Origin of the sequence: Streptomyces umbrinus (genome assembly GCF_030817415.1) — a bacterium.
In the GTDB taxonomy this organism is placed as follows: domain Bacteria; phylum Actinomycetota; class Actinomycetes; order Streptomycetales; family Streptomycetaceae; genus Streptomyces; species Streptomyces umbrinus_A.
Genome location: NZ_JAUSZI010000002.1, coordinates 6,775,944 through 6,799,165 on the forward strand (window position 1 = coordinate 6,775,944; position 23,222 = coordinate 6,799,165).

Here is a 23,222-nt window from a genome sequence, read left to right on the forward strand (position 1 = left end):
GCGATTTGTGACTTCTGTTTGTTTTTCGGGGGAATGAGGACGAGATGTCGTACGTGGAAGTGCCGGGCGCGAAGGTGCCGATCCGCATGTGGGCGGACCCGGCGTCGGTCGAGGACGTCGCGATGCAGCAGCTCCGCAACGTCTCGACGCTCCCCTGGATCAAGGGCCTCGCGGTCATGCCGGACGTCCACTTCGGCAAGGGTGCGACGGTCGGTTCCGTGATCGCCATGCAGGGGGCCGTGTGCCCCGCGGCGGTCGGGGTCGACATCGGGTGCGGGATGTCCGCGGTCAGGACGTCTCTGACGGCCAATGACCTGCCGGGGGACCTTTCCCGACTGCGGTCGAAGGTCGAGCAGGCTATTCCGGTGGGGCGGGGGATGCATGAGCATCCGGTCGACCCTGGGAGGTTGCACGGGTTCGCTACCGCGGGGTGGGACGACTTCTGGGAGCGGTTTGAGGGAGTTGCCGAAGCGGTCAAGTTCCGTCAGGGGCGTGCCACAAAACAGATGGGAACGCTCGGAAGCGGGAATCACATGATCGAACTGTGCATCGATTCGGTCGGTTCTGTTTGGCTCATGCTGCACTCCGGTTCTCGGAACATCGGCAAGGAGCTGGCTGAGCATCACATCGGTATTGCTCAGAAACTCCCTCACAACCAAGGTCTGATAGACCGTGATCTGGCGGTATTCGTCTCGGACACTCCGCAGATGGCTGCCTACCGAAGTGATCTGTACTGGGCTCAGGAGTACGCGAAGCACAATCGCGCGATCATGATGGGTCTTTTGAAGGACGTGATCCGCAAGGAGTTCAAGAAGGCGAAGCCGACCTTCGAGCAGGAGATCTCCTGCCACCACAACTATGTGGCGGAGGAGCGGTACGAGGATATGGACCTGCTGGTCACCCGGAAGGGAGCGATCCGCGCGGGCTCTGGTGAGTACGGGATCATCCCGGGCTCCATGGGCACCAGCTCGTACATCGTGAAGGGTCTTGGTAACGAGAGGGCCTTCAACTCCGCGTCGCACGGCGCGGGTCGGCGTATGAGCCGCAATGCAGCGAAGCGTCACTTCACGACGAAGGATCTGGAAGAGCAGACGCGGGGTGTGGAGTGCCGCAAGGACTCCGGTGTGCTCGACGAGATTCCGGGGGCGTACAAGAACATCGACCAGGTGATGGAGCAGCAGCGAGATCTCGTCGAGGTCGTGGCGAAGCTGAAGCAGTTCGTGTGTGTGAAGGGCTGAACTAAGAGCGGGGCCCGGGCTGTTGTCGGCCCGGGGCTCATTTTTTCATTTCGTCGACGGGAACTGCCATTGCTGTCCAGTGAGTTGTTGGGATTTCCCGCTGATGCCCGTGTCCTCATTGTCAATTGTGATGACTTCGGGATGCGGCGCGGGATCAATGCCGCCGTTGTCGAGGCGATCGAGAGTGGGATCGCTGGTTCGTGCAGCTTGATGGTGCCCTGTGGTGGGACCGAAGAGGCCATGCGGTTGTTGCGGGAGCGGCCCGAGGTGTCGTTCGGGGTGCATCTCTCGCTGGTGTGTGAGGTGGGGGCGCGGAATGGGCTGGGGCCCGTTGCGCCGAAGGCGGACGTGGGGTCCTTGGTTGATGCGGACGGGGAGCTCTATACGCCCGAGCGGCGTTCCGAGTTGATGGCGCGGGCTCGCATCGAGGATGTCGAGGTGGAGTTCCGGGCTCAGGTCGAGGCTGTCGTCGCGGCCGGGCTGGTGCCGGCCCATCTTGATTGGCATTGCCTGCTGGATGGCGGGCGCGGCGACATTTTCGAGCTGACCGTGGCCCTGGCAGGGGAGTATGGGCTTGCCGTGCGGGTTTGGGGGGAGGCCGGGCGGCAGCGAGTGCGTGGGCTGCCCGTTGTCGACCATGACTTTCTCGACAGCTTTTCGCTGCCCCTCGACGGTAAGGCGGAGCGGTACGCGCGGCTGTTGCGGGAGCTTCCGGTCGGGCTGAGCGAGTGGGCCGTGCATCCGGGGCTGGGGGACGCGCAGTCGCGGGCCGTTGACCCCGAGGGGTGGCGGGTCCGGCAGAGCGACTACGAGTTTCTCGTCTCGGCCGAAGCCCGTGAACTCATCGAGGAGGAAGGGGTCTTCGTGGTCGGCTACCAGGGTGTGCGGGAGAAATGGCGTCGGGATGTCGGGTGACGGTCGGTCCCGGTCGTCGCTGACAACTGGGGCGCGCGGCGGGCGGGTTCGGGCCTACTTCGCGTGCGTAACCGCGTAAATCATCACGAACGCCACCAGGTGGATGCCGAAGAGGAAGTAAGCCAGGTACCACCAGACGTAGCGTTCGTCCTTCTTCTCCTGGGCCAGGCGGCGTTGTTCCTGGTCCCGGGCGGATGGGTCCGCGGCGGGCTGTTCCTGAGCCTGGTGGTCGGCGTCCGGCATCACAGCTCCCTGTGGACCTTCGTGTTGGAGGCCTGCGCGCGGGGGCGTACGACCAGGAGGTCGATGTTGACGTGGGAGGGACGGGTGACCGTCCAGGTGATGGTGTCGGCGACGTCCTCGGCGGTGAGCGGCTCGGCCACGCCGGCGTAGACGTTCGCGGCCTTGTCCGTGTCGCCGCCGAAGCGGGTCAGGGCGAACTCGTCCGTCTTGACCATGCCGGGGGCGATCTCGATGACACGGACCGGGGTGCCGACGATCTCCAGGCGGAGGGTCTCGGCGAGGACGTGCTCGGCGTGCTTGGCCGCCACATAGCCCGCGCCGCCCTCGTACGTGCCGTGTCCGGCGGTCGAGGAGACGACGACCACCGTGCCGTCGCCGCTCGCGGTCAGGGCGGGGAGGAGGGCCTGGGTGATGTTCAGCGTGCCGATGACGTTGGTCTCGTACATCTGGCGCCATTCGGCCGGGTCGCCGGACGCGACCGGGTCGGCCCCGAGCGCGCCGCCCGCGTTGTTGATCAGGACGCCGATCTTCTTGAAGGCCGTCGCGAACTCGTCGACCGCCGCGCGGTCGGTGACGTCCAGCGTGTACGCCGTCGCCTGGCCGCCCGCCGCGTCGATCTCCTCCGCGAGCGCCTCGATACGGTCCTTGCGGCGGGCGGTGAGGACCACGCGGTAGCCCGCGGCCGCCAGCTGCCTGGCCGTCGCGGCACCGATTCCGCTGCTCGCGCCGGTGACGACGGCGATGCGGGACGCGGTGGCGGGTGCGGCGGATGCGGCGGCGGTCATGAACTGCTCCTCGGGGGAGGGTGCGGGCGCGGCCGCGGTGCGGGACCGCCGCTCGCTCGTACGGTCGATTGCTTCACCGGCCAGGATAGGCGGGCGGGGTGTACGGCCGGTCGGTGACCTGGTGACCTGGTGACCTGGTGCACGGGGCCGGGGCAGGTGGGAAAATCGAGGGTGGGTGATCCTCTGTGAAGGAGGTGGATCATGGGACAGGCACGCGAGGTCATGGACCGGCTCACGGAGGCACTGACCACGAACCAGGATCTCAAGGTCATTGCCGAGCTCTACGCGGCGGACGCGGTCGCCGTCACGCCCGACGAGGGAGAGATCCACGGGCGCGACAACATCGTCGAGTACTGGCGGCACATGACTGAGGCCGTCCCGGAGGCGACGTTCGAGACGGTGTACTCGTACGAGATCGGCGACACCGCCGTCGACGAGGGTTTCTTCAGTGGCAAGAACACGGGGCCGCTGGTGCTGCCCTCCGGGGAGTCGCTGCCGGCCACGCAGAAGGAGATCAGGGTCCGCGGAGTCGACCTCGCGACCGTCGACGCGGACGGCCGGATCGTCAGCTACCGGCTCTACTTCGACCAGATGGACTTCCTCGGACAGCTGGGGCTGCTGCCCGAAGAGCTGCCGGCCTGAGCGCTCCCTCTCGGCTCCTCCCGACCGCCCTCTCACCTGATGGGCGGCGCCTGCCGTGCGGCCCAGGTGGCATACATCCGTTGACGTACGAGGTCAGACGCACGAGGTCGTCGTACGGAGACACACGGGTCGACGCGGAGGACATGACACATGCGGATTCTTTGTGGGCTGGGTGCGGCTGTCGTGGTGGCCGTGGCCTCTCCGGCCGCCACTGCGGCTGCGACTGTTGCGGCGGCACCGGCGGCACCGGCGGCACCGGCGGCACCGGCGGCCGTGGCGCCCGAGGCCGATCTCGCCTATCACGGGCATCTCTCGATGACCGGCGGACGTGTGGATCTGCGGATGACCCCGCAGAACCACGGGCCTTCCGGTGTCGTCGAGGCGACCGTACGGCTGCGTTGGTCGGTGCCGCTCGCGGACGAGCAGGGGCTGCCGGCAGGGTGTGCGCGGACGGAGGTGCGGACGGTGATGTGCCGGACGGGTGCGCTGCCGGCGGACGGGTGGGGAGAGACGATCACCATGGCCGTACGGCTGAGGGGGGCGCCCTCGGAGGTGACGCTGGGCATCGACACGGTGTGGGGCGGCGGTGCGGTGGATCGCAACCATCACAACGACCGGCAGGAGGTGCTGGTGCTGGACACCGGGGACACGTATGTCTTCTGAACGCAGCGTCTGGTGTCCGCGGGCCTGTGGGGGCTGGTCGCGCAGTTCCCCGCGCCCCTTATGGGGCTTGGTGGAGCCGTATGTGTCAGAGCACCGCGCCCTTTATGGGGCCTGGTGGAGCCGCGCGTGTCACACGCCGCGCCCCTGATCCGGCTGGAGCTGGTGCGGATTCTGGGGTGGGGCTACGACGGCTGGGCCCCGCCCGCGTACGCCGTCGGGGGAACCCCCACCGTTGCTGTGAAGTCGCGGATCAGGTGGGCCTGGTCCGCGTAGCCGAGGTCTGCCGCGAGGGTGGCCCAGTCGGTGGACGGGGTGGACTCGGCGTGCTCCAGGGCCTCGTGGATTCGGTAGCGGAGGATGATCCACTTGGGGCCCACGCCGACGTAGGTGGAGAAGAGGCGCTGCATCGCTCGTACCGTCATGCCCTGCGCGTGGGCGAAGTCGGCGACGCGGCGGATCGTGCGGTCGGTCCGGATGGTGTCGACCAGGGCCATCGCCAGGTCGGCGCGGGGGTCGGGGGCCGGGGCGAGGCCCAGCAGGAACGTGTCGAGGGCGGCCACCCGGGCCGTCTCGTCGGGCGGGGTGAGCACGGCGTCGAGGTCGTCCCGGGCCGTGGGGAGGACCTCCGTCAGGGGCAGGCGCTTTCCCGTCCAGTCGGACACCGGGTGCCGCGGCGCGAAGGGGTGGAAGGCGCCGGGCCGGAACTTGATGCCGCACACCCGGCCCCGCCCCTCCAGTTTCTGTGTGAAGAGCCCGAGCTGGATGCCCGCGAACTCCACGAAGGGGTCCTGGCCCTCGAGCTGCTGGAAGACGACGTGGACCGCGGGGTGCGGGACCACATGGGAGACGTACGGCTCGGGGAGGTCCCAGTCGATCAGCCAGTAGTACTCCACGTGACGGCGGAGGGGCTCGGCGGGCTCGGGGCGGCGGAAGTCCACATGCGCGAGGAACTCCGCGGCGTCGACGATGCCTCTGGTGTCGCGGCTGGTCTCGTGGCTGGTGTCACGGTTGATGTCACGGCGTGGGGCGGCCATGTCCGGATGGTAGGACGGGGCACTGACAACGGCGCGGGGCGCGTGTCCGCGGGCCTGCGTACCGGGGTTGCCCGAGCCTGCGTACCGGGGTTGCCGGGGCCCGGGAGTCGAGGCCGCCCGGGCGCCGGGATGCCGGGGTACCCGGGGCGTCGGAGCTGGGAATAGCCCAGCCGGGTCCATCGTTGGCGGGTATAGTTGAATCGTAAACAACCTGCGGAGGATGAGGCAGCCATGCAGTTCGGGATCTTCAGCGTCGGTGACGTCACGCCGGACCCCACCACGGGTCGCGCGCCGTCCGAGCACGAGCGGATCAAGGCCATGGTCGCCATCGCGCAGAAGGCCGAGGAGGTCGGGCTCGACGTCTTCGCGACCGGCGAGCACCACAACCCGCCGTTCGTGCCGTCGTCGCCGACCACCATGCTCGGCTGGATCGCCGCGCGCACCGAGAACCTCATCCTCTCCACCTCCACCACCCTCATCACCACCAACGACCCGGTGAAGATCGCCGAGGACTTCGCGATGCTCCAGCATCTGGCGGACGGGCGCGTGGACCTGATGATGGGGCGCGGCAACACCGGGCCGGTCTACCCCTGGTTCGGGAAGGACATCAGGCAGGGCATCAACCTCGCCGTCGAGAACTACGCGCTGCTGTACCGGCTGTGGCGCGAGGAAGTCGTCGACTGGGAGGGCAAGTTCCGTACGCCGCTGCAGTCGTTCACCTCGACGCCCCGGCCGCTGGACGGCGTGCCGCCGTTCGTCTGGCACGGCTCGATCCGCTCGCCCGAGATCGCCGAGCAGGCCGCGTACTACGGCGACGGTTTCTTCCACAACAACATCTTCTGGCCGGCCGACCACACCAAGCGGATGGTCGAGCTGTACCGGTCGCGGTACGCGCACTACGGGCACGGCACGGCGGAGCAGGCGATCGTCGGGCTCGGCGGCCAGGTGTTCATGCGCAGGAACTCGCAGGACGCGGTGCGGGAGTTCCGGCCGTACTTCGACAACGCGCCGGTGTACGGGCACGGGCCGTCCCTTGAGGACTTCACTGAGCAGACCCCGCTGACGGTCGGCTCTCCGGAGCAGGTCATCGAGAAGACGCTGGGCTTCCGGGAGTACGCCGGTGACTACCAGCGTCAGCTGTTCCTCGTGGACCATGCCGGGCTGCCGCTGAAGTCCGTGCTGGAGCAGATCGACATGCTGGGCGAGGAGGTCGTGCCTGTGCTGCGCGAGGAGTTCGCGAAGCGGCGTCCGGCCGGGGTGCCGGATGCGCCGACGCATGCGTCGCGTGTCGCCGCGGCGGCCGCGGCCGCCGCCGGTGCCGGCAAGGAGGTGACCTCGTCATGAGGCTCGTCGTCGTCTCTGCGGGGCTGAGCGTCCCGTCGTCCACGCGGCTGCTGGGTGACCGGCTGGCGAGCGCGACTGCCGAGCGCACCTCGGCGGACGTCCAGGTGGTGGAGCTGCGCGACCTCGCGGTCGAGATCGCGCACAACTTCACCAACGGCTTTCCCGGGCCCGCGCTGGGTGCCGCCCTGGAGGCGGTGGCGTCGGCGGACGGGCTGATCGTCGTCACGCCGGTGTTCTCCGCCTCGTACAGCGGTCTGTTCAAGTCCTTCTTCGACGTGCTGGACCCGGACGCGCTGGCCGGGAAGCCGGTGCTGGTCGCGGCGACCGGGGGGTCGGCCCGTCATTCGCTGGTCCTGGAGCATGCGTTGCGGCCGCTGTTCGCGTATCTGCGGGCCGTGGTCGTGCCCACCGGGGTGTACGCGGCTTCGGAGGACTGGGGGGCCGAGGGGCTCGTCGAGCGGATCGGGCGGGCCGCGGGGGAGTTGGCGGGACTGATGGACGGCCTGGCGGCCGGGCGGTCCGGGGCGGTTCCGGGTTCGTTGCCGACGCAGGGTGGGGTGGAGCTCGTGCGGAGTGGTGGGTTCGAGGTGGTTCCGTTCGAGCAGCAGCTCGCCGCGTTGCGACCGCAGTAGCGAGTAGGGCTCGGGGTGTTGCCGCACCGGCCGGCCGGGGGTGCTGGGGGCGTCCTCCGGTCGGCCGGGCGGGTTTTGGGGGCCCCGGGATTTCTTGGGGGGAGCGGCCGGTTGTGTTCTGGCTGCGGGGCGGTGGGGGCTTGTCGCGCAGTTCCCCGCGCCCCTGAAGGGGCGAGGCACCGCAGATGTACGACTCCCCCTACGAGCCGCCCGCCGTGCGAAAGCGGGCGGCTCGTTGCACCGGGCCGGGAAGCCGGGCGGGCCGGTGCGGGAGCCGGGCGGTCCTGGGGGACTGGGAACCCATGTGGGCCGCCCGGCGTACTGGGTGACGCCCTCGGAGAACCGGGCGTCAGGGGCCCGTGGGTCTTGTGCTGTTGATGGGGGCCCGGCCGTTCGCCGGGCGGCGGAAGCGGCGGGTCTGGCGGCGGGCCCAGCCCGCGGCGCGGACCCGGCCGCGGGTCCAGGCGCGGCGGGTGCGGGTTGCCGCGAGTTCCGTGAACAGGGCCTCGTAGCGTTCGACGATCGGGTCGGCGTCGTAGCGGTGGGAACTTCGTAGCGCTGCCTCGCCCATTGCCTGCCGTAGCGGGTCGTCCGTGATCAGGTCGAGCATCGCCTCGGCGAGGGAGCGGGCGTCGCCCACGGGGACGAGACGGCCGTCGACGCCGTCCGTGATGATCTCGGCGGGGCCCAGCGGGCAGTCCGTGCTGATCACCGGCACCCCGCAGCGCATCGCCTCGACCAGGGTCATCCCGAACGACTCCGCGTCCGAGGCCGAGACCACCATCGCCGATCTGGCGAACTCCGCCTCGATCGGCGTACGCGGACCCATGAGGCGGGCGTGCCCGGCCAGGCCCAGGCCGTCGATCAGGTGCTGGAGATGTTCCCGCTCGGGACCGCCGCCGAAGATCCGCAGCTGCCAGTCGGGTTCCTTCGAGGCGACCGCGGAGAAGGCCTCGATCAGCAGGTCGAAGCGTTTGCCGCGGACAAGACGGCCGGCCGCGGTGATCACCTTCGTCGTGTCGTCCCGGGTGAGGCCGTGCGGCGCGGGCACCATGTTCGGCACCGCGGCGACCCGTACTCCCGGCAGCGGCATCCGCTGCCGGTACACCTCCGCGTCCGCCTCCGTCGTCGTCACCACCGCGTCGAGCGAGCGGTAGGCACGGGCCAGGACACCCCGCAGCCGCTTGCTGTGCGAGTCGTGCCGCAGATGCTCCTGGGCGATCCGCAGCGCCCGGCGCGGGGCGAACCGGGCCACGTACACGTTGATGCCGGGCCGGGTGCCGATCACCACGTCCGCGTCGCAGGCCGCCAGATGGTCGCGGGCGCGCAGGTCGGTGAGCCGGGTGTACTGCTCGTAGCGCTTGTCGGAGGCGGGGAAGTCGACGGCCGGCTGCGCGTAGGACGGGTCGGTGAGGTCCTGGCTGCCGTCCCGTTCGTCCACCAGCGGGACCACCGTGATCCGCGGGTCGACGGTGAACCTCGGCTCGTCCCGGTGCCGCCTCATCGACACGATCTCCACGTCGTGCCGCCCGGCGAGCGCCGCCGCGAGGTTGAGCGTGGTGCGGACGGTCCCCCCGATGGCGTACGCGTTGTGCAGAAGGAACACGATCCTCATGCGTTCGGTGGTCTCCCTACGTTTCATGCGGTGCGCTGCCTCCCCGTTGCGGCGCTCGCCCCCGGCATCGGGGACACAGTGGCTGGGCGAGGTAAGCCACTGGTCCCGGCAGGGTGAGAGCCGGGTAAGAGGCCCGGCCGTACCCCTCTCCAGCAGGTAGTACGTTCCCCAGGGCTTGGCAGACTGGTCCCGTGCCCCAGAATCTGCTGCTCGCCGAGGACGACCGCGCGATCCGCCATGCCCTGGAGCGGGCCCTGACCCTGGAGGGATACGCGGTCACGGCGGTCGCCGACGGTGTCGAGGCGCTCGCGCAGGCCCACCGCACCCCACCCGACGTGCTCGTTCTCGATGTGATGATGCCGGGCATCGACGGCCTCCAGGTCTGTCGCGTCCTGCGTGCAGAGGGCAACCGCACGCCCATCCTGATGCTCACCGCACTCGTCGAGACCGCGGACCGCATCGCCGGTCTGGACGCCGGCGCCGACGACTACGTGGTGAAGCCGTTCGACGTCGAGGAGGTCTTCGCCCGGCTCCGGGCCCTGCTCCGGCGTACGGGCGCCCCCGTCGACGTACCCAGTGAACCGCCGCGCATGCCCGACGGCCAGATCGCCGCAGCGGGTCTGCGCATCGACCCGCAGGCCCGTCGCGTGTGGCGGGGCCCGCACGAGGTCGAGCTCACCCGCACCGAGTTCGACCTGCTGGAACTGCTCGTCCGCAACGCGGGCATCGTCCTCGACCACACCACCATCTACGACCGCATCTGGGGCTACGACTTCGGGCCCGGCTCCAAGAACCTCGCCGTGTACGTCGGCTATCTGCGGCGCAAGCTCGACGAGCCGGGCGCGCCCTCCCCGATCCACACGGTGCGCGGTGTGGGGTACGTGCTGAGGGAGGACTGAGTGCGGTCCGGCGCGCGCCTGAGGCACTGGGTGGCCCGGGCCCGGCTGTCCTCGCTGCGCACCACCTTCACGGTGTCGTTCGCGGCGGTGGCGGCCGCCGTCACCGTCCTCGTCGGGTTCCTGTCGTACGACGCCGCCGCCCGGCTCGTCCGCGTCGACCAGCAGACCGTGTTCGAGGGTGTCGTGCAGGACCTGCTCGACGAGGTGCGCTACAGCGCGCTGACCCCGGCCGACTTCGCCACCGCGGACGCCGACGGCGGCCCGCGCGACGAACTGATCAGGCCGAGCGGCACGGTCGTGCAGGTCCTCGGGCCGGACGCGTCGGTCGTCGACCGGGGCCATCCGCCGCTGCCCGTCGGCGCCGACGACGAGCGGACCGCGGCCGCGCGGCCCGCCGGCCAACTGGTGGAACACCGTGACGTCGACGTCGGCGACGGCATGTACCGGGTGGCCACCGTCTCGCTCGGCGACGGGCGGGGCGCGGTGCAGATCGCGCAGGAGTTCAGCGACACCGAGGACCTGCTGCGGGAACTCCAGCAGCGGACCGTGCTGCTGGTGGGCGCCGTCGTGATCGCCGCCGGTCTCTTCGGCTGGTGGCTGGCCCGACGGATCACCTCGCGGCTCGTCCGGCTCGCCGGGGCCGCGGAGGATGTGGCGCGCACCGGTCGGCTCGGCATCCAGGTGCCCGTCGCCGGATACGACGAGGTGGCGCGGCTCGGCCGCTCCTTCGACCGCATGCTGGGCCGCCTCGCCCAGTCCGAGGAGGACCAGCGGCGCCTCGTCCAGGACGCCGGCCATGAACTCCGTACGCCCCTGACCTCGTTGCGCACCAACATCTCGATGCTCCGCCGGATCGACGAACTGCCGCCCGCCGCCCGCGGGGAACTGGTCGCCGACCTCGCCCAGGAGTCCCGCGAACTCACCGACCTGGTCAACGAGTTGGTCGACCTCGCGGCCGGCCAGTCGGACCGGGAGCCGCTCCAGCGGGTGGCCGTCGCCGACATCGCCGAGGACGTGGCGGTGGCGGCGAGGCGGCGGACGGGCCGGGCCGTCACGGTGCGGGTGTCCGGCGACACGGTGGTCGACGGCCGGCCCGGCGCGCTGCAGCGGGCGCTGTCCAACCTCGTGGACAACGCGGCGAAGTTCGACCGGGGCGGGAGCGAGCCGATCGACATCGTGGTCACGGGAGTGGGGATGCCTGTGGCAGGCACTGGCACCGGTGTCGGCTCCGGTGCCGCTGTTCGCGTCGAGGTTCTCGACCGGGGGCCCGGTATCGCCGAGGAGGACCTGGAGCGGGTCTTCGACCGCTTCTACCGCGCGCCTGACGCCCGGAGCCTGCCCGGCTCCGGGCTCGGACTGTCGATCGTCCGCGAGGTGGCGGCCGCCCACGGCGGGGACCCGTTCGCGCGGCGCCGGGAGGGCGGGGGGTCCGCGATCGGGTTCACGGTGAGCGGTGGTGGGGGCGGCGGGGGCGGTGAGGGCTGAGACGTCGGCGTACGCCTTCGGACCACTGCCGGTCCCAAGCGTTCCTCCGCGAGCCCTTCCCGACGCCCGGCCGAGCGTTTCTCCGCAAGCCCCTCCCGGCGCCCGGCCCAGGGCTCCTCCGCGAGCCCCCTACCAGCCCTCCTGCAACTCGTCGTCCTCGCCCGCTTCCAGGAGGGTCGCCGCCGCGCCGACTATCCGTGGGTCCGGCTTTCCGACCACCTCGTCGTCCTTGCCCGTGTAGTCGAAGCGGGCCAGCACGCTGCGCATGGCCTCCACGCGGGCCCGCTTCTTGTCGTTGCTCTTCACCACGGTCCACGGGGCCTGCTCGGTGTCCGTCTCGCGGAACATGGCGACCTTGGCGGCGGTGTAGTCGTCCCAGAGGTCGAGGGACGCGAGGTCCATGGGGCTGAGCTTCCATCATGTGTCCTGCGAGGGCGCCCCAGCCTGTCGGCCGGGGCGAATCCAATCCTGTCGGCACGGCGCGGAGCAGCGTCACCTCGGAATGCCTAACCGTCAGTGCCCCGTACTTTCATTGTCCTTGGCGCCCTGGAGCATGTGCAGGACTTGGGCGTGCAGAGAGCGGTGCTCGTGCTCGGCAAGGTCCTTCAGCCAGGCGTGAAGTTCATCGGGGAGCCTCAGCGTGATCTGTTTCATTCCGTCACAGTACCCGCTTGGTGATGGTATTTTGATGGTATGTCACGGTTTCGGATGTACCCGACGAGTGCGCAGGAGGCCCAGCTCTTGGAGCACAGCGCGCACGCCCGGTACGTGTGGAACCTGGCCGTCGAGCAGCACGAGCACTGGGCCTTGGGTAAGAAGTCGGCGCCCGGTTTCGCCGAACAGTGCCGCCAGCTCACCGAGGCCCGGCGGGAGAACGAGTGGCTGCGCGCTGGAAACGCCGACGTGCAGCAGCAGGCTCTCCAGGACTTCGCGAGGGCCAAGCAGGCCCGCTTCGCCTCCGGGTTCGGAGAGCCGACGTGGCGGAAGAAGTACCGGCACGAAGGATTCCGGGTGATCGGAACCGGCCGCGTAACGGCCTTTAAAGAGGACGGCGCGCCCCTGCTCAACAGCAAGGGCAAGCAGGTGATGAGCCGCAGTGTCGTGGTGCAGAAGCTCAACCGTCGCTGGGCGCAGGTCAAGGTGCCCGGCTGCGGCTGGGTGCGGTTCCGTCTCACGCGCCCCGAGATGCCTGAGGCGAAGACGTTCCGGGTCACCTTTCGCAACGGGCAGTGGCACATTGCCTTCGCCATCGTCCCCGAACCCATCGGAGCGCCTGGTACGGGCGAGGTCATCGGCATCGACCGGGGCGTCAAGGTCACCGCTGCCCTGTCCGATGGGCGCGCGCTGAACTGTCCGCAGCCCACTGTCAGGGAACGCGCTCAGATCCGCAAGCGCCAACGCCGGGCCGCCCGTGCCCCCAAAGGCAGCCCGGAGAAGACGACTGAGTATGCCAAGGCAGCCAAGCTCAAGGCCCGTGAGGTGAACCGACGTAAGGACTGGTGCGAGAAGACGTCGACCATGCTCGCCCGGACCTGTGACGTGATCCGGTTCGAGAAGTTGAACATCAAGAACATGACGGCCTCTGCCAAGGGTACCGTCGCCGAGCCAGGCAGGAATGTCCGGCAGAAGGCCGGGCTGAACCGGGCGATCCTCACCCAGGGCTGGGGCCTGCTGAGGCAGCGCACAGGTGAGAAGGCCCCCGGCCGGGTCGAAGATGTCCCGGCCCCGTACACGTCCCTGCGGTGTAGTGCCTGCGGATGGATCGAGAAGAACTCGCGCAAGAGCCAAGCCGAGTTCGTCTGCGTATCTTGCGGGTTCGCATGCAACGCAGCAGTCAACGTCGCGGCGGGGTATGCCGGAGGGGTGACACCGCGTCAGCGGTCGAGTGCCCGTGAACCTCAGCCCGCTTGGGCTGGAATCCCCCTCGTTCAAGAGGAGGAGGATGCCAATGCCGTACGGGATCGACTTGCTGGCCTGCTGGATCGTGAAGCGCGTACGCTGCTCGCCCCGCGACACCGAGAATCAGATACTCATCAGGTCCACGCTGTCATCGACGCGCATCCGCTCGAAGGCTGCCGCTGAGCCACCGGTATGCGTCGTCCGTACAAGAGGCCCATCACCTGCTCCACGCCTGTTCAGCCTGCCTCGGCGCGGCTGTTGACACACCAGCCCAGGACCTGCCGAAGAGCACGATGCCGCCCGAGATCGTCTTCGTGACCTCGGTGGACATATGTCATCTGTTGAAGCCGGCTGTTCAAGTTCGCTGTCCCAGTCCGCTGTTCCGGCGGGGTGGAGCCGGGATTCCTTTCGGGACCGGGATTTCCCTCCGGGACAGGTGTCGCTGAGTACACCCCCCGATACGGGTTCTGCGCCCAATGTGCCTGCCCCGCCTTCTCCGTAGCGTCTTTCGCGGGGCACAGGAAGTGCCCGACAGCGGGGCACGGACGGTGCCCGACGGAGGCTGATGACGATGTTTCGCCGAACCGATCGACGCAACCACGAGCACGGCACGGGCCCCGCCGCCGAGGCGCTGCGGCTGGTGAAGGTCACCAAGACCTACGGGGGCGAGGAGAACGCGGTGACCGCCCTCGACGGGGTGACGCTCGCCCTGCCGCGCGGCACGTTCACCGCGGTGATGGGGCCCTCCGGCTCCGGCAAGTCCACGCTGCTGCAGTGCGCGGCCGGACTCGACCGGCCCGACAGCGGCATCGTCGTGGTCGACGGCGCCGAGATGACCGGCGGCACCGAGGCAGAGCTGACGAAGTTCCGGCGCAACCGGATCGGCTTCGTCTTCCAGCAGTACAACCTGCTGGACACCCTCACCGTCGTCCAGAACACGATCCTGCCGCTCAAGCTCGCCCGCCGCCGCGTCAACCGGGCCCGGGTGGAGGAGATCCTGGACGCCGTGGGCCTGGGTGACCGCCTTGGCCACCGGCCCGACCAGCTCTCCGGCGGCCAGCGCCAGCGCGTCGCCATCGCCCGCGCCCTGGTCACCGAGCCGAGCGTGATCTTCGCCGACGAACCGACCGGCGCCCTGGACACCCGCAGCGCGCGGGACGTCCTGCGGCTCCTCCAGGAGGCGGTACGGGTCCACGGCCGTACGGTCGTCATGGTGACCCACGACCCGGTGGCGGCCTCGTACGCCGACTCGGTGCTGTTCCTCGCGGACGGCAGGCTCGCCGGTGAGATGCACCGGCCGACCGTGGACGCGGTGGCCGAGCGCCTCGCGCACCTCGGCGACGACGTGATGGCGGGGGTGTGACCGTCATGTTCGCTCTGGCCATGCGTTCCATCCGCCGGCGCCCCGGTCGTTTCGGCGCGACGCTGCTGTCCGCCTTCCTGGGCGCGGCGATCATCATGACCTTCAACTCGATGCACGACACGGCGGGCGCGAAGGGCGTCGACTCCGTCAGCGCGGAGAGCCTCTCCACCGCGGCGGGCGTCGTCGGCGGCTACGGCACCCTCCTGGTGTTCTTCGCCGTCGCCTCCACCCTGACGGTGAACGTCCGTCAGCGCTCCGCCGAGATCGAGCTGTTGCGCTGCTCCGGCGCGACCCCCGCACAGATCAAGCGGATGGTCGTCGGGGAGTCGGTGGCCGTCGCCCTGGTGGGCGCCCTGCTGGCGATCGGTCCCGCGATGCTCGGCGGTCGGCTGCTGCTCGACCTCTTCCAGGACAGCGGGCAGGTCGCCGAGTCCGTCGACTACACCTTCGGGTCCGTCGCGCTGCTCTCGGGCATCGCCATCACGGTCCTCGCGGCGGCGGGCGCGGCGTTCCTCGCGGTGCGCCGGGCCACCAGGAAGGCCGCGCCCCGCGGCAGGGGACGGACGTTCTTCGTCCGCGCCGCCCTGGTCCTCGGAGGCCTGTCGGTCTGCTCTACCTTCGCGTTCTCCTCGACCGCCGCCGCGCTGATGGCACCGGCCGCGTACGGCTCGATCCTGCTCGCCGTCGGCTTCGCACTGCTCTCGCCGAAGCTGCTGAAGGCCCTGCTCGACCGGCTTCCGCCGACGGGCCCGAGCGGTTACCTGGCCGTACGCACCATGCGGGAGCGTGCCGCGCAGTTGTCCGGGGTCCTCATGCCGCTGATCCTCTTCACCGGCATGGCGACGGCGACCCTCTACATGCAGGCCGTCGAGAACGACGCCATCGACGCCTCCGGAGTCCCGAAGTCCATCGACGCCAAGAACCTCGAAACCCTGAACCTCGTGGTCGTCGGCATCATCGTGGTCTTCTCCTGCATCATGCTGATCAACTCGCTGTACGCGGCGACGACTTATCGGCGCCGGGAGTTCGGCCAGCAGCGGCTGGCGGGGGCGACCCCGGGTCAGGTCCTCGGCATGATCGGCATCGAGTCCCTCGTCCTCACGGTGACGGGCGTCTTCTTCGGCACGGCGGCCGGGCTCGCCGGGATCATCCCCTTCACGATGGTCCGCACGGACTCTGTCCTCCCGGAGGGAGGACTGGGCATCTGGTTCGGGATTGTGGGGGTCGCGGGGGCGGCGGTGCTTGTGACCAGCCTGGTGACGGCCCGGCGGGCGCTGCGGACACCGGCGGTCGGAGCGGTTTCGCTGGCCGCGTGACGCTCCGCTGGGTGGGGGTTCTTCGGGTGCGGGTGGGTGGGGGCTGATCGCGCAGTTCCCCGCGCCCCTGAAGACAAAGGCCAGGGCTACCGCCCCGGCCTTTTGTCTTCAGGCGGCGTAGCCCTTGCCTTTCGCCTTTTAGGGGGCGGTAGCCCTTGCATCCAAGGGGCGCGGGGAACTGCGCGACCAGCCCCCACCGGCCCGCACCCGAAGAACCACATGCCCACCGGAGACGCTCAGGCGCCCGCGCTCCACCGACCCAGCACCGGCTCCGTCACCGTGCGCGCCGCGAAGCACAAAGTCTGGCCGTGCTGCGCGAACAGCGCATCGCGGGAGTCGAAGTGACCGAGGTCCGCCTGGACCTGGGCCGACAGATCGCAGCCCCCACCGATGGCGCCGCAGGCCGTCGCCCCGCCCCAGTCGACCGTCGTACGGGCCACGGCGTCGAAGAGGGTCTCACCGCCCCGGTTGGTGAACCCGCCGTCGCCGTCGGCCTTACCGAACAGCTCGCCGATCGGCACCCACGCGCCCTCCAGCCGGAACTCCGGCCAGGCCAGCAGCACCTGCCTGGGCACCAGCGGCTTCAGCCGGGGGAACCGCGGATACCAGAAGACGCCGTCGACGAGCAGACCCTGTACCCGCGTGCGGATGCCCACGGCACGGGCGACCGCCTCAAGAACGGCCATCCGCTGACTGCACGAACCGCGCCCCAGCCGCAGTGTCGTCGAGACCCGCCGCCGGTCCTCCACGGAGTACACCGGCCGGATCTCCCGCGCGATGATCCCGTGCGCCACGCGCAGCGTCTCGGGTGCGGAGGCCCGCCCCCGGACCCGGTTCACCAGGGCAGTGACCCCCGGATCCGCCCAGTCCAGGATCTCGGTGGCCCGCGTCGAACCCCGTACCTCCGGTGGCCGGGCCACCCGCCGTACGTCCGACCGTGCAGCGCGTCCGGCGCTCCGGTACGGCATCAGCAACCGGCTGGTCATGGTCGCCCACCCCCGCTTTTCTCCACGACTTCCGCCATCATCACACGCCCCCGCCGGCCGGCCCGGAGCGGTGGCACGGCCGTGCGACCGCCCCGTGCGCGACCAGCGGTACCAGGGTCGGCGTGCGAAGCGCGAAAAGCCGTACGTATCTTGGAGATTGGACCTTGATCGGTGAATCTTGAACCTTATGTTTGTGCGTGTCCGTACACGCCTTGGATGAGAAGACGGTGCCCATGACCGACCACGAGAGCTCGACCGGCCCGGCGGCGAGGCAGAGAATCGACACCTCCGTGCCGCACTCGGCGCGGATCTGGAACTACTGGCTGGGTGGCAAGGACAACTACCCCGTGGACGAGGAGGCCGGCGACGCGTACACCGCCGTCTTCCCCGGCATCGTGACCATCGCCCGCAGCAGCCGCGCCTTCCTCGGCCGCAGCATCCGTCATCTGGTGGAGGAGGCGGGCGTCCGGCAGTTCCTGGACGTCGGTACGGGCCTGCCGACCGTGGACAACACCCACGAGGTCGCCCAGCGCATCGCGCCGGAGTCCAGGATCGTCTACGTCGACAACGACCCGCTGGTCCTCGCCCACGCGCGCGTCCTGCTCACCTCCTCGAAGGAGGGGGCCACCGACTACGTGGACTCCAGCCTCTACGAGCCGGACCTCATCCTGGCGGAGGCCGCCCGCACCCTGGACCTCTCCCGCCCGACCGCCCTGATCCTCAGCGGCATCCTCGGCCACGTCGGCGACTACGACCAGGCCCGCACCCTCGTACGGGCCCTCGTGGACGGCCTCCCGTCGGGCAGCTACCTGTGCGTCAACGACGGCTCCCGCGGCACCGATCCGGCGTACGAGGCGGCCCAGGACGGCTACAACGAGACCGGCGCGGTCCCGTACTTCCTGCGTCCCGTCTCCCAGATCGAGGCGTTCTTCGAGGGCCTCGAACTCGTCGAGCCCGGGGTCGTCTCGGTCCCGCTCTGGCACCCGGAGAAGTCGGACACGGCCCCGACGCCGATCGGCCAGCACGGGGGCCTGGGCCGCAAGCCCTGACCCGACGGTTTCCCGGACGCCCGCGAACCCGGGCGGTCACCTCCCACGGGAGGTGACCGCCCGGGTTCGCGGGCGTCCTGCCTCAGGTGGCTCAGAGCAGCGTCGGTGCGTGGAACGTGCCCAGGCCCGAGGCCAGGTCGCGGTCCAGCCAGTAGCGGCGCGGTTCGGCGAGCATGACGTCGACGCTGACGCCGAGGATGCCGGGGATCCTGGCGAGTTCGTTGTCGATGAAGAGCGCCAGGGCGGAGCGGTCGGTGACCAGGCCGGTGGCGAGGACGGACATGTCGCTGGCCACGTGGGCGGCGAGCCGGGTCTGGGGGAGCCGGTCGATGCGGCGCATGACGTCGGGGGTCTCGCCGGGCGCGATCCGCAGGCGGAGCACGAAGGGGGCCTGGAAGCCCAGCCAGTCCGACACGATCTCCAGGCGCGGCTGGACCCATCGCTCGTCGAGGACCCGGCGGACGACCCGGTGCGCGGTGGAGGTGGCCAGGCCCGCGGCCCGGCCGATGCTCGCGGCGGAGGCCCGGCTGTCCTGGAGCAGTTGCGCGACGACGGTGCGCTCGGCCTCGCTGAGGGGTTTGGCGGGGGGTGTCGCGGTCGCGGTGCCCTCGACGTGGGTGCCGGTGAGTTCGAGCAGGTCCGCCCGTTCGGTGTCGGTCAGGAACTGCGGGTCCCAGGTGATGCCCCGGCGCAGGGTGCTGAGCGCGGGCAGGGCCTTGACGCGGCGGACGCCGGGGACGGAGAACATCCGGTCGATCGCCTCGCTGGTGGCCGTGTCGGAGGGGGCGTGCACGACGGCGTAGAGCGGGTAGTCGCCCGAGATCTGTGCCAGGAGCTGGAGGTGGGGCAGGCCCCGAAGGCGGTCCAGGACGGCCAGCGGGGTCTCGCCGGTGATGTCCAGGAAGACGTGGACGGGCATCGCCGTGGAGTGCATGCCCCAGTCGGCCTGCCCGATCACGCGGACCATCCGGGCCTCGTGCAGCCGGTCGTAACGGCGCTTCAGCGTGCCGGCGTCGGCGGACAGGATCGCGCCGATGTCGTCCCAGGTGGCCCGGGGTGCCAGGTGCAGTGCCCCGATGAGGCGCCGGTCGAGCTCGTCGAGGAGAGGGCGGGTCATAGCGCCCCACCTTAGACTGCCGATTAATCCCACTGTTACATCCAGGGTATAGAGAATCTCTCACCTGAATGCCATTGTTCGCGGGAACATCCCTCAAAAGCGCGAAGAGGTACCGATGAGTGCCACCTCTGCCCAGCCACAGCCGACCGAGCCCCGGTCGAGAGTCCTGCGTGCCGCGTTCCGGGGTTTCGCGGCGATCGAGAAGGTCGGGAACAGACTCCCCAATCCGTTCTGGCTGTTCTGGATCCTCGCGGGCGTCGTCGCCGTCCTCAGCGCCGTGCTCGCGGCGATCGGTGTCAGCGCCGTGCACCCCGGCACGCACGAGACCATCGACGTGCAGAACCTGCTCAGCAAGGCCGGCCTGACCATGGCCGTCGAAGGTGCCGTCGAGAACTTCGCGGCCTTCCCTCCGCTGGCCACCATCCTCACCGTGATGTTCGGCATCGCCGTCGCCGAGCGGAGCGGACTGTTCTCCGCCCTGCTGCGGCGCATGGTCGCGCGGGTGCCGGGCAAGTACCTGACCTTCGCGCTGTCGATGACGGCCATGGTCAGCCATGTCGCCGGTGACGCCGCCTACGTCACGCTCATCCCGCTCGGTGCCCTGGTCTTCCGCGCGGCGGGCCGCAGCCCCGTGCTCGGCTGCGTCGTCGCCTACGTCTCGATCGCCGCCGGTTACGACGCCTCCCCGTCGCTCACCACCACCGACGTGCTGCTGTCGGGGATCTCGACCGCCGCCGCCCACACGATCGACGCGGACTACGTCGTCACCCCGGTGGCCAACTACTTCTTCGGGCTCGGCTCGTCGGTCCTGTCCTGGTGGCCCTGGTGATCACCCTCGTCGTCGACAAGGTCCTCGCCCGCCGCGCGGACCTGGAGCCCGACGAGCCGGTCGCCGCGCTCGACGCCGACGAGCTGGGGGAGATCGAGGTCACCGAGCAGCAGCGCCGCGCGCTGCGCGTGACCGGGCTGGTCGCCCTCGGCTTCGTCGCGTTCCTGGCGGTGGCCATGGTCCCCGCGTCCTCACCGCTGCGCGGCGAGGGCGGCGGCATCGTCGAGTCCCCGCTGATCGGCGGGATGGCGCTCGTCCTGGGTGTGTTCTTCGCCGTGCTCGGCACCGTCTACGGCCGGATGACGGGGAGCTTCTCCGCCGCCGGAGACATCATCACCGCGATGGTCGACGGCACCCGTTCGATGGCGCCGATCCTCGTCCTGTTCTTCGCGATCTCCCAGTTCCTCGCCTACTTCAAGTGGACGAACATCGGCAACATCCTCGCCGTCAAGGGCGCGGAGACCCTGCGCGAACTGGACATGGACGGCTGGACCGTACTGGTCGGCATCGCCGTGCTGATCACGTTCATGAACCTCGTCATCACGAGCGGCTCCGCCCTGTGGGCCCTGGCCGCTCCCGTCCTCGTACCCATGCTGATGCTCGTCGGCATCGAGCCCGAGACCACCCAGGCCGTCTACCGCGTCGCCGACTCGGTCACCAACTGCGTCACCCCGATGAGCCCGTACTTCGTGATGGCCCTGGGCTTCATCCAGCAGTACCGCAAGTCCGCGGGCATCGGCACCCTGGCCTCCTTCACGATCCCGATCGCCGCCGTCGTCTGGGTCGTCTGGGTCGCGTTCTTCGTGGCCTGGTACCTGCTGGGCATCCCCTTCGGCGTCGGCTGACCCCCACCCCTGCGTCAGGGACGCCGCCGCCTCCACCCCCGTACGAGAAAGAAGATCATGACCGCATCACCCGCAGCCGCCGCCCTCACCACCCGAGCCCAGGAGGTGTCGTCACGGATCGTCGACGACATCCTGACCCTCGTCCGCCAAGAGACCAGCAGCTACGACCTGCCCGGACTCGCGGCGGGCCTGGACCTCCTGCGCGAGCTGGCCGTCGAGCGGCTCGGGCAGCCCGATCACGAGCACCGCCACCCGGGCGGCGAGTGCGGGGACACCCTGACCCTGACCTACGCCGGGACCGGTGCCGGTACGGGCGCCGGGCACGTCCTGCTGGTCGGCCACTACGACACCGTGTGGCCGACCGGGACGCTCGTGGGATGGGAGCAGCTGAGGCCGTCCGGCGACGGTCGGGACAGGCTGAGCGGGCCGGGCATCTTCGACATGAAGACCGGCCTGGCCCAAGGGATCTGGGCCCTGAAACTGGCCCGGGAGAGCGGCGCGCCCGTGCCCACCGTCACCTTCCTCTTCAACGGCGACGAGGAGATCGGCTCCCTGTCCTCGCGGCCGGTGATCGAGGAGGCCGCGCAGAAGGCCGACGTCACGCTGGTGCTGGAGCCGACCGCCCATGGCGCGGTCAAGACCGCCCGCAAGGGCACCGGGATCTTCCAGGTCACCGCCACCGGCGTCGAGGCACACGCCGGGCTCGCGCCGCAGGACGGGGCGAGCGCGATCACCGCCCTGTCGGAGTTCGTGGTCGCCGCGGCGAAGGTCGCCGCGCCCGACCGGGGCACCACGATCAACACCGGGCTCTTCAGGGGCGGTTCGGCCATCAACGTCGTCGCCGGACAGGCCACCGCCGGCGTCGACATCCGCGTCAGCAGCCAGGCCGAACAGGACCGGGTCGACGCCGAGCTGGACGCCATCAAGGTGAGCGACCCGCGCGTCCGCATCGACATCGACCACGCCTGGAACCGCCCCCCGATGACCCTCAACGCCGCCTCCGCCCCTCTCCTCGACCTCGCCCGCGAGGTCGCCCGCGAACAGGGCCGCGGAGAGCTGCCCGACACCGCCGTCGGCGGCGCGAGCGACGCCAACTTCGTCGCCGCGCTCGGCCTGCCGGTCCTCTGCGGCATGGGCGCGGTCGGCGACGGCGCCCACGCCCAGGGCGAGTTCATCTACCCGGACACGGTGCCGGCGCAGACCGCGCTGGTGGCTGGCTTGCTCGGACGTCTTACGCGGCCGTTGCGGGGCTGAAGGGGGCAACGGCACACACCACTGGGCGGGGGCGCCTCAGGGCCCTCGCCCAGACCCGTGTGCCTTCAAGGCGCCGTCCGCCCGACGCCTGCTCCCGGACACGACGAGGGCGGAGCCCGAAAGCTCCGCCCGGTTCGCAGGAAACCCGGATCACCCGGATCAGGTCAGGGCCACACCAGGCAGTACGGCTGATGCCCCGCCTCATGCAGCCGATGGCTGAAGTCCTGCCACTCGTGCAGCAGCTGGTACACGTTGTACGCGTCTCGGGGGCCGCCGCGGTCCGGGACCGTGGACCAGATGAAGGCGGCCGCGCCCACGGCCTCCTCGCCGATGCCGCGCAGGGGGTCGACGACGGTCATGGGGAGCTTGACGACGGCGTAGTCGGGGTGGAGGACGACGAGTTCCAGCGGGGGCACCTTGTGCAGAGGTATGCCCTCTATGCCGGTGAGGACCATCGCGGCCATCGTCTCCGGCTTGATCTTGGTGAACATGCCGTTCATGCCGAGCTCGTCGCCGCCGAGTTCTTCGGGCCTCATGGAGATCGGAACGCGCGCGGCGGTCGCGCCGTCCGGGGCTCCGAAGTATTTGTACGTCACCCCCACCCGGCCACCATTCCCGCTTCCTGCCCTGAGCTGGTCTGCCCCGCGGTCTGTGTAGTCCATACCGTCCATACGGCTCGACGGGTCGATCCGCTCAGAGTCGCCCTGCGATCCCTGTGCCTGACGTGTCTCGGCCGCTTCCGCCTCGCGTCGGTGCTTCCCCCGCCGGGCACGCCGAGGACCCAGGTCATCGGTCCCCTCGCCCAGTCCGCCACCGCGATGCATATCTCCACCCGACTGCTTTTCCAAGGCGCGCGACCCCCGCCACGCAACCCGATCATCGTGAGAGTGACCTCCCCCACGACCGCCCGCCGAAACGTGCGTTGAAACACTTGTCCGTCGCCGTGGACCGACCCCACTCGTGTGAAGTCAACTATCCCCGAGAACGGCACCTTCAGGGAGTCTAGGTAGTTCGCGCTCGCGGTGACCAACGAAGAGTGGAGCGGCGCGCGGTATCACGTGACAGCAGG

The 23,222-nt window shown here is 69.9% G+C and carries 21 protein-coding genes and 2 pseudogenes; 14 read left to right on the forward strand and 9 right to left on the reverse strand.

Annotated features, from left to right (window positions below; translation table 11 throughout):
* Positions 1-44 precede the first annotated feature (44 nt).
* Together QF035_RS29880 and QF035_RS29885 are read left to right on the forward strand one after the other, a co-directional pair.
* Positions 45-1,238, forward strand: a complete 1,194-nt coding sequence (locus tag QF035_RS29880; RefSeq protein ID WP_307523604.1) for an RtcB family protein — start codon at positions 45-47, stop codon at positions 1,236-1,238.
* 69 nt (positions 1,239-1,307) lie between these two features.
* On the forward strand, positions 1,308-2,153 hold the full coding sequence (locus QF035_RS29885) for a carbohydrate deacetylase (protein WP_307523605.1): 846 nt from the start codon (positions 1,308-1,310) through the stop codon (positions 2,151-2,153).
* Between the two features lie 54 nt (positions 2,154-2,207).
* Here the strand turns inward: QF035_RS29885 and QF035_RS29890 are convergent, their stop codons facing one another.
* Both QF035_RS29890 and QF035_RS29895 read right to left on the reverse strand, forming a co-directional pair.
* Positions 2,208-2,396: a hypothetical protein gene (locus QF035_RS29890; RefSeq protein ID WP_307523606.1), complete on the reverse strand. Its 189-nt coding sequence runs from the start codon at positions 2,394-2,396 to the stop codon at positions 2,208-2,210.
* The gene (locus tag QF035_RS29895) at positions 2,396-3,181 is read right to left on the reverse strand and encodes an SDR family NAD(P)-dependent oxidoreductase (RefSeq protein WP_307523607.1); all 786 of its coding nucleotides are present in this window, start codon (positions 3,179-3,181) and stop codon (positions 2,396-2,398) included. Before QF035_RS29895 ends, QF035_RS29890 begins: the two co-directional genes overlap by 1 nt.
* A gap of 201 nt (positions 3,182-3,382) precedes the next feature.
* Here QF035_RS29895 and QF035_RS29900 point away from each other — a divergent pair, with 201 nt between their 5' ends.
* Both QF035_RS29900 and QF035_RS29905 read left to right on the forward strand, forming a co-directional pair.
* Positions 3,383-3,823, forward strand: a complete 441-nt coding sequence (locus QF035_RS29900) for an ester cyclase (protein ID WP_307523608.1) — start codon at positions 3,383-3,385, stop codon at positions 3,821-3,823.
* A 150-nt stretch (positions 3,824-3,973) separates the two neighbouring features.
* Positions 3,974-4,486 (forward strand): hypothetical protein, encoded by a 513-nt coding sequence (locus QF035_RS29905; RefSeq protein WP_307523609.1) that lies wholly within the window; start codon positions 3,974-3,976, stop codon positions 4,484-4,486.
* Between the two features lie 182 nt (positions 4,487-4,668).
* Here QF035_RS29905 and QF035_RS29910 read toward each other — a convergent pair whose 3' ends face one another.
* Positions 4,669-5,520, reverse strand: a complete 852-nt coding sequence (locus QF035_RS29910) for a helix-turn-helix domain-containing protein (protein WP_307523610.1) — start codon at positions 5,518-5,520, stop codon at positions 4,669-4,671.
* A 231-nt stretch (positions 5,521-5,751) separates the two neighbouring features.
* Here QF035_RS29910 and QF035_RS29915 point away from each other — a divergent pair, with 231 nt between their 5' ends.
* Positions 5,752-6,864: an LLM class flavin-dependent oxidoreductase gene (locus tag QF035_RS29915; protein WP_307523611.1), complete on the forward strand. Its 1,113-nt coding sequence runs from the start codon at positions 5,752-5,754 to the stop codon at positions 6,862-6,864.
* Positions 6,861-7,496 carry an FMN reductase gene (locus QF035_RS29920; RefSeq protein WP_307523612.1) on the forward strand — a complete coding sequence of 212 codons (636 nt, stop codon included), beginning with the start codon at positions 6,861-6,863 and terminating at the stop codon, positions 7,494-7,496. The genes QF035_RS29915 and QF035_RS29920 overlap by 4 nt, the downstream gene beginning before the upstream one ends.
* Positions 7,497-7,845: 349 nt before the next feature.
* Here the strand turns inward: QF035_RS29920 and QF035_RS29925 are convergent, their stop codons facing one another.
* Positions 7,846-9,111, reverse strand: coding sequence for a glycosyltransferase family 4 protein (locus tag QF035_RS29925; RefSeq protein ID WP_307531527.1), 1,266 nt, complete (start codon positions 9,109-9,111; stop codon positions 7,846-7,848).
* A 191-nt stretch (positions 9,112-9,302) separates the two neighbouring features.
* Between QF035_RS29925 and QF035_RS29930 the strand changes: the two genes are divergently transcribed.
* Positions 9,303-10,010, forward strand: coding sequence for a response regulator transcription factor (locus tag QF035_RS29930; protein WP_307523613.1), 708 nt, complete (start codon positions 9,303-9,305; stop codon positions 10,008-10,010).
* Positions 10,011-11,495, forward strand: a complete 1,485-nt coding sequence (locus QF035_RS29935) for a sensor histidine kinase (protein ID WP_307523614.1) — start codon at positions 10,011-10,013, stop codon at positions 11,493-11,495.
* Between the two features lie 129 nt (positions 11,496-11,624).
* On the opposite strand, the pseudogene QF035_RS29940 reads toward QF035_RS29935, so the two are convergent.
* Together QF035_RS29940 and QF035_RS29945 are read right to left on the reverse strand one after the other, a co-directional pair.
* Positions 11,625-11,912: pseudogene (locus QF035_RS29940) on the reverse strand (polyphosphate kinase 2); the annotation flags it as partial.
* Between the two features lie 96 nt (positions 11,913-12,008).
* Complete coding sequence (locus QF035_RS29945; protein ID WP_307523615.1) at positions 12,009-12,149, reverse strand: Arc family DNA-binding protein; 141 nt, start codon at positions 12,147-12,149, stop codon at positions 12,009-12,011.
* A gap of 87 nt (positions 12,150-12,236) precedes the next feature.
* Here QF035_RS29945 and QF035_RS29950 point away from each other — a divergent pair, with 87 nt between their 5' ends.
* From QF035_RS29950 to QF035_RS29960, 3 genes are all read left to right on the forward strand, one after another.
* Positions 12,237-13,577 (forward strand): RNA-guided endonuclease InsQ/TnpB family protein, encoded by a 1,341-nt coding sequence (locus QF035_RS29950; RefSeq protein WP_307523616.1) that lies wholly within the window; start codon positions 12,237-12,239, stop codon positions 13,575-13,577.
* Between the two features lie 382 nt (positions 13,578-13,959).
* Entirely contained in the window at positions 13,960-14,757 is a 798-nt protein-coding gene (locus QF035_RS29955; protein WP_373466748.1) for an ABC transporter ATP-binding protein, read from the forward strand.
* 5 nt (positions 14,758-14,762) lie between these two features.
* Positions 14,763-16,073 (forward strand): ABC transporter permease, encoded by a 1,311-nt coding sequence (locus QF035_RS29960; protein WP_307523617.1) that lies wholly within the window; start codon positions 14,763-14,765, stop codon positions 16,071-16,073.
* A gap of 236 nt (positions 16,074-16,309) precedes the next feature.
* On the opposite strand, the gene QF035_RS29965 is transcribed toward QF035_RS29960, so the two are convergent.
* Positions 16,310-17,059, reverse strand: a complete 750-nt coding sequence (locus QF035_RS29965; RefSeq protein ID WP_307523618.1) for a transglutaminase domain-containing protein — start codon at positions 17,057-17,059, stop codon at positions 16,310-16,312.
* Positions 17,060-17,292: 233 nt separating this feature from the next.
* Between QF035_RS29965 and QF035_RS29970 the strand changes: the two genes are divergently transcribed.
* Positions 17,293-18,108, forward strand: coding sequence for an SAM-dependent methyltransferase (locus tag QF035_RS29970; protein WP_307523619.1), 816 nt, complete (start codon positions 17,293-17,295; stop codon positions 18,106-18,108).
* A 91-nt stretch (positions 18,109-18,199) separates the two neighbouring features.
* On the opposite strand, the gene QF035_RS29975 is transcribed toward QF035_RS29970, so the two are convergent.
* Entirely contained in the window at positions 18,200-19,225 is a 1,026-nt protein-coding gene (locus tag QF035_RS29975; protein WP_307523620.1) for an Lrp/AsnC family transcriptional regulator, read from the reverse strand.
* Positions 19,226-19,340: 115 nt separating this feature from the next.
* Here QF035_RS29975 and QF035_RS29980 point away from each other — a divergent pair.
* Together QF035_RS29980 and QF035_RS29985 are read left to right on the forward strand one after the other, a co-directional pair.
* A pseudogene (locus QF035_RS29980) lies at positions 19,341-20,899 on the forward strand (AbgT family transporter).
* Between the two features lie 57 nt (positions 20,900-20,956).
* Positions 20,957-22,153, forward strand: coding sequence for a M20 family metallopeptidase (locus tag QF035_RS29985; RefSeq protein ID WP_307523621.1), 1,197 nt, complete (start codon positions 20,957-20,959; stop codon positions 22,151-22,153).
* A 164-nt stretch (positions 22,154-22,317) separates the two neighbouring features.
* Here the strand turns inward: QF035_RS29985 and QF035_RS29990 are convergent, their stop codons facing one another.
* Positions 22,318-22,977 (reverse strand): hypothetical protein, encoded by a 660-nt coding sequence (locus QF035_RS29990; RefSeq protein ID WP_206190679.1) that lies wholly within the window; start codon positions 22,975-22,977, stop codon positions 22,318-22,320.
* Positions 22,978-23,222 lie beyond the last annotated feature (245 nt).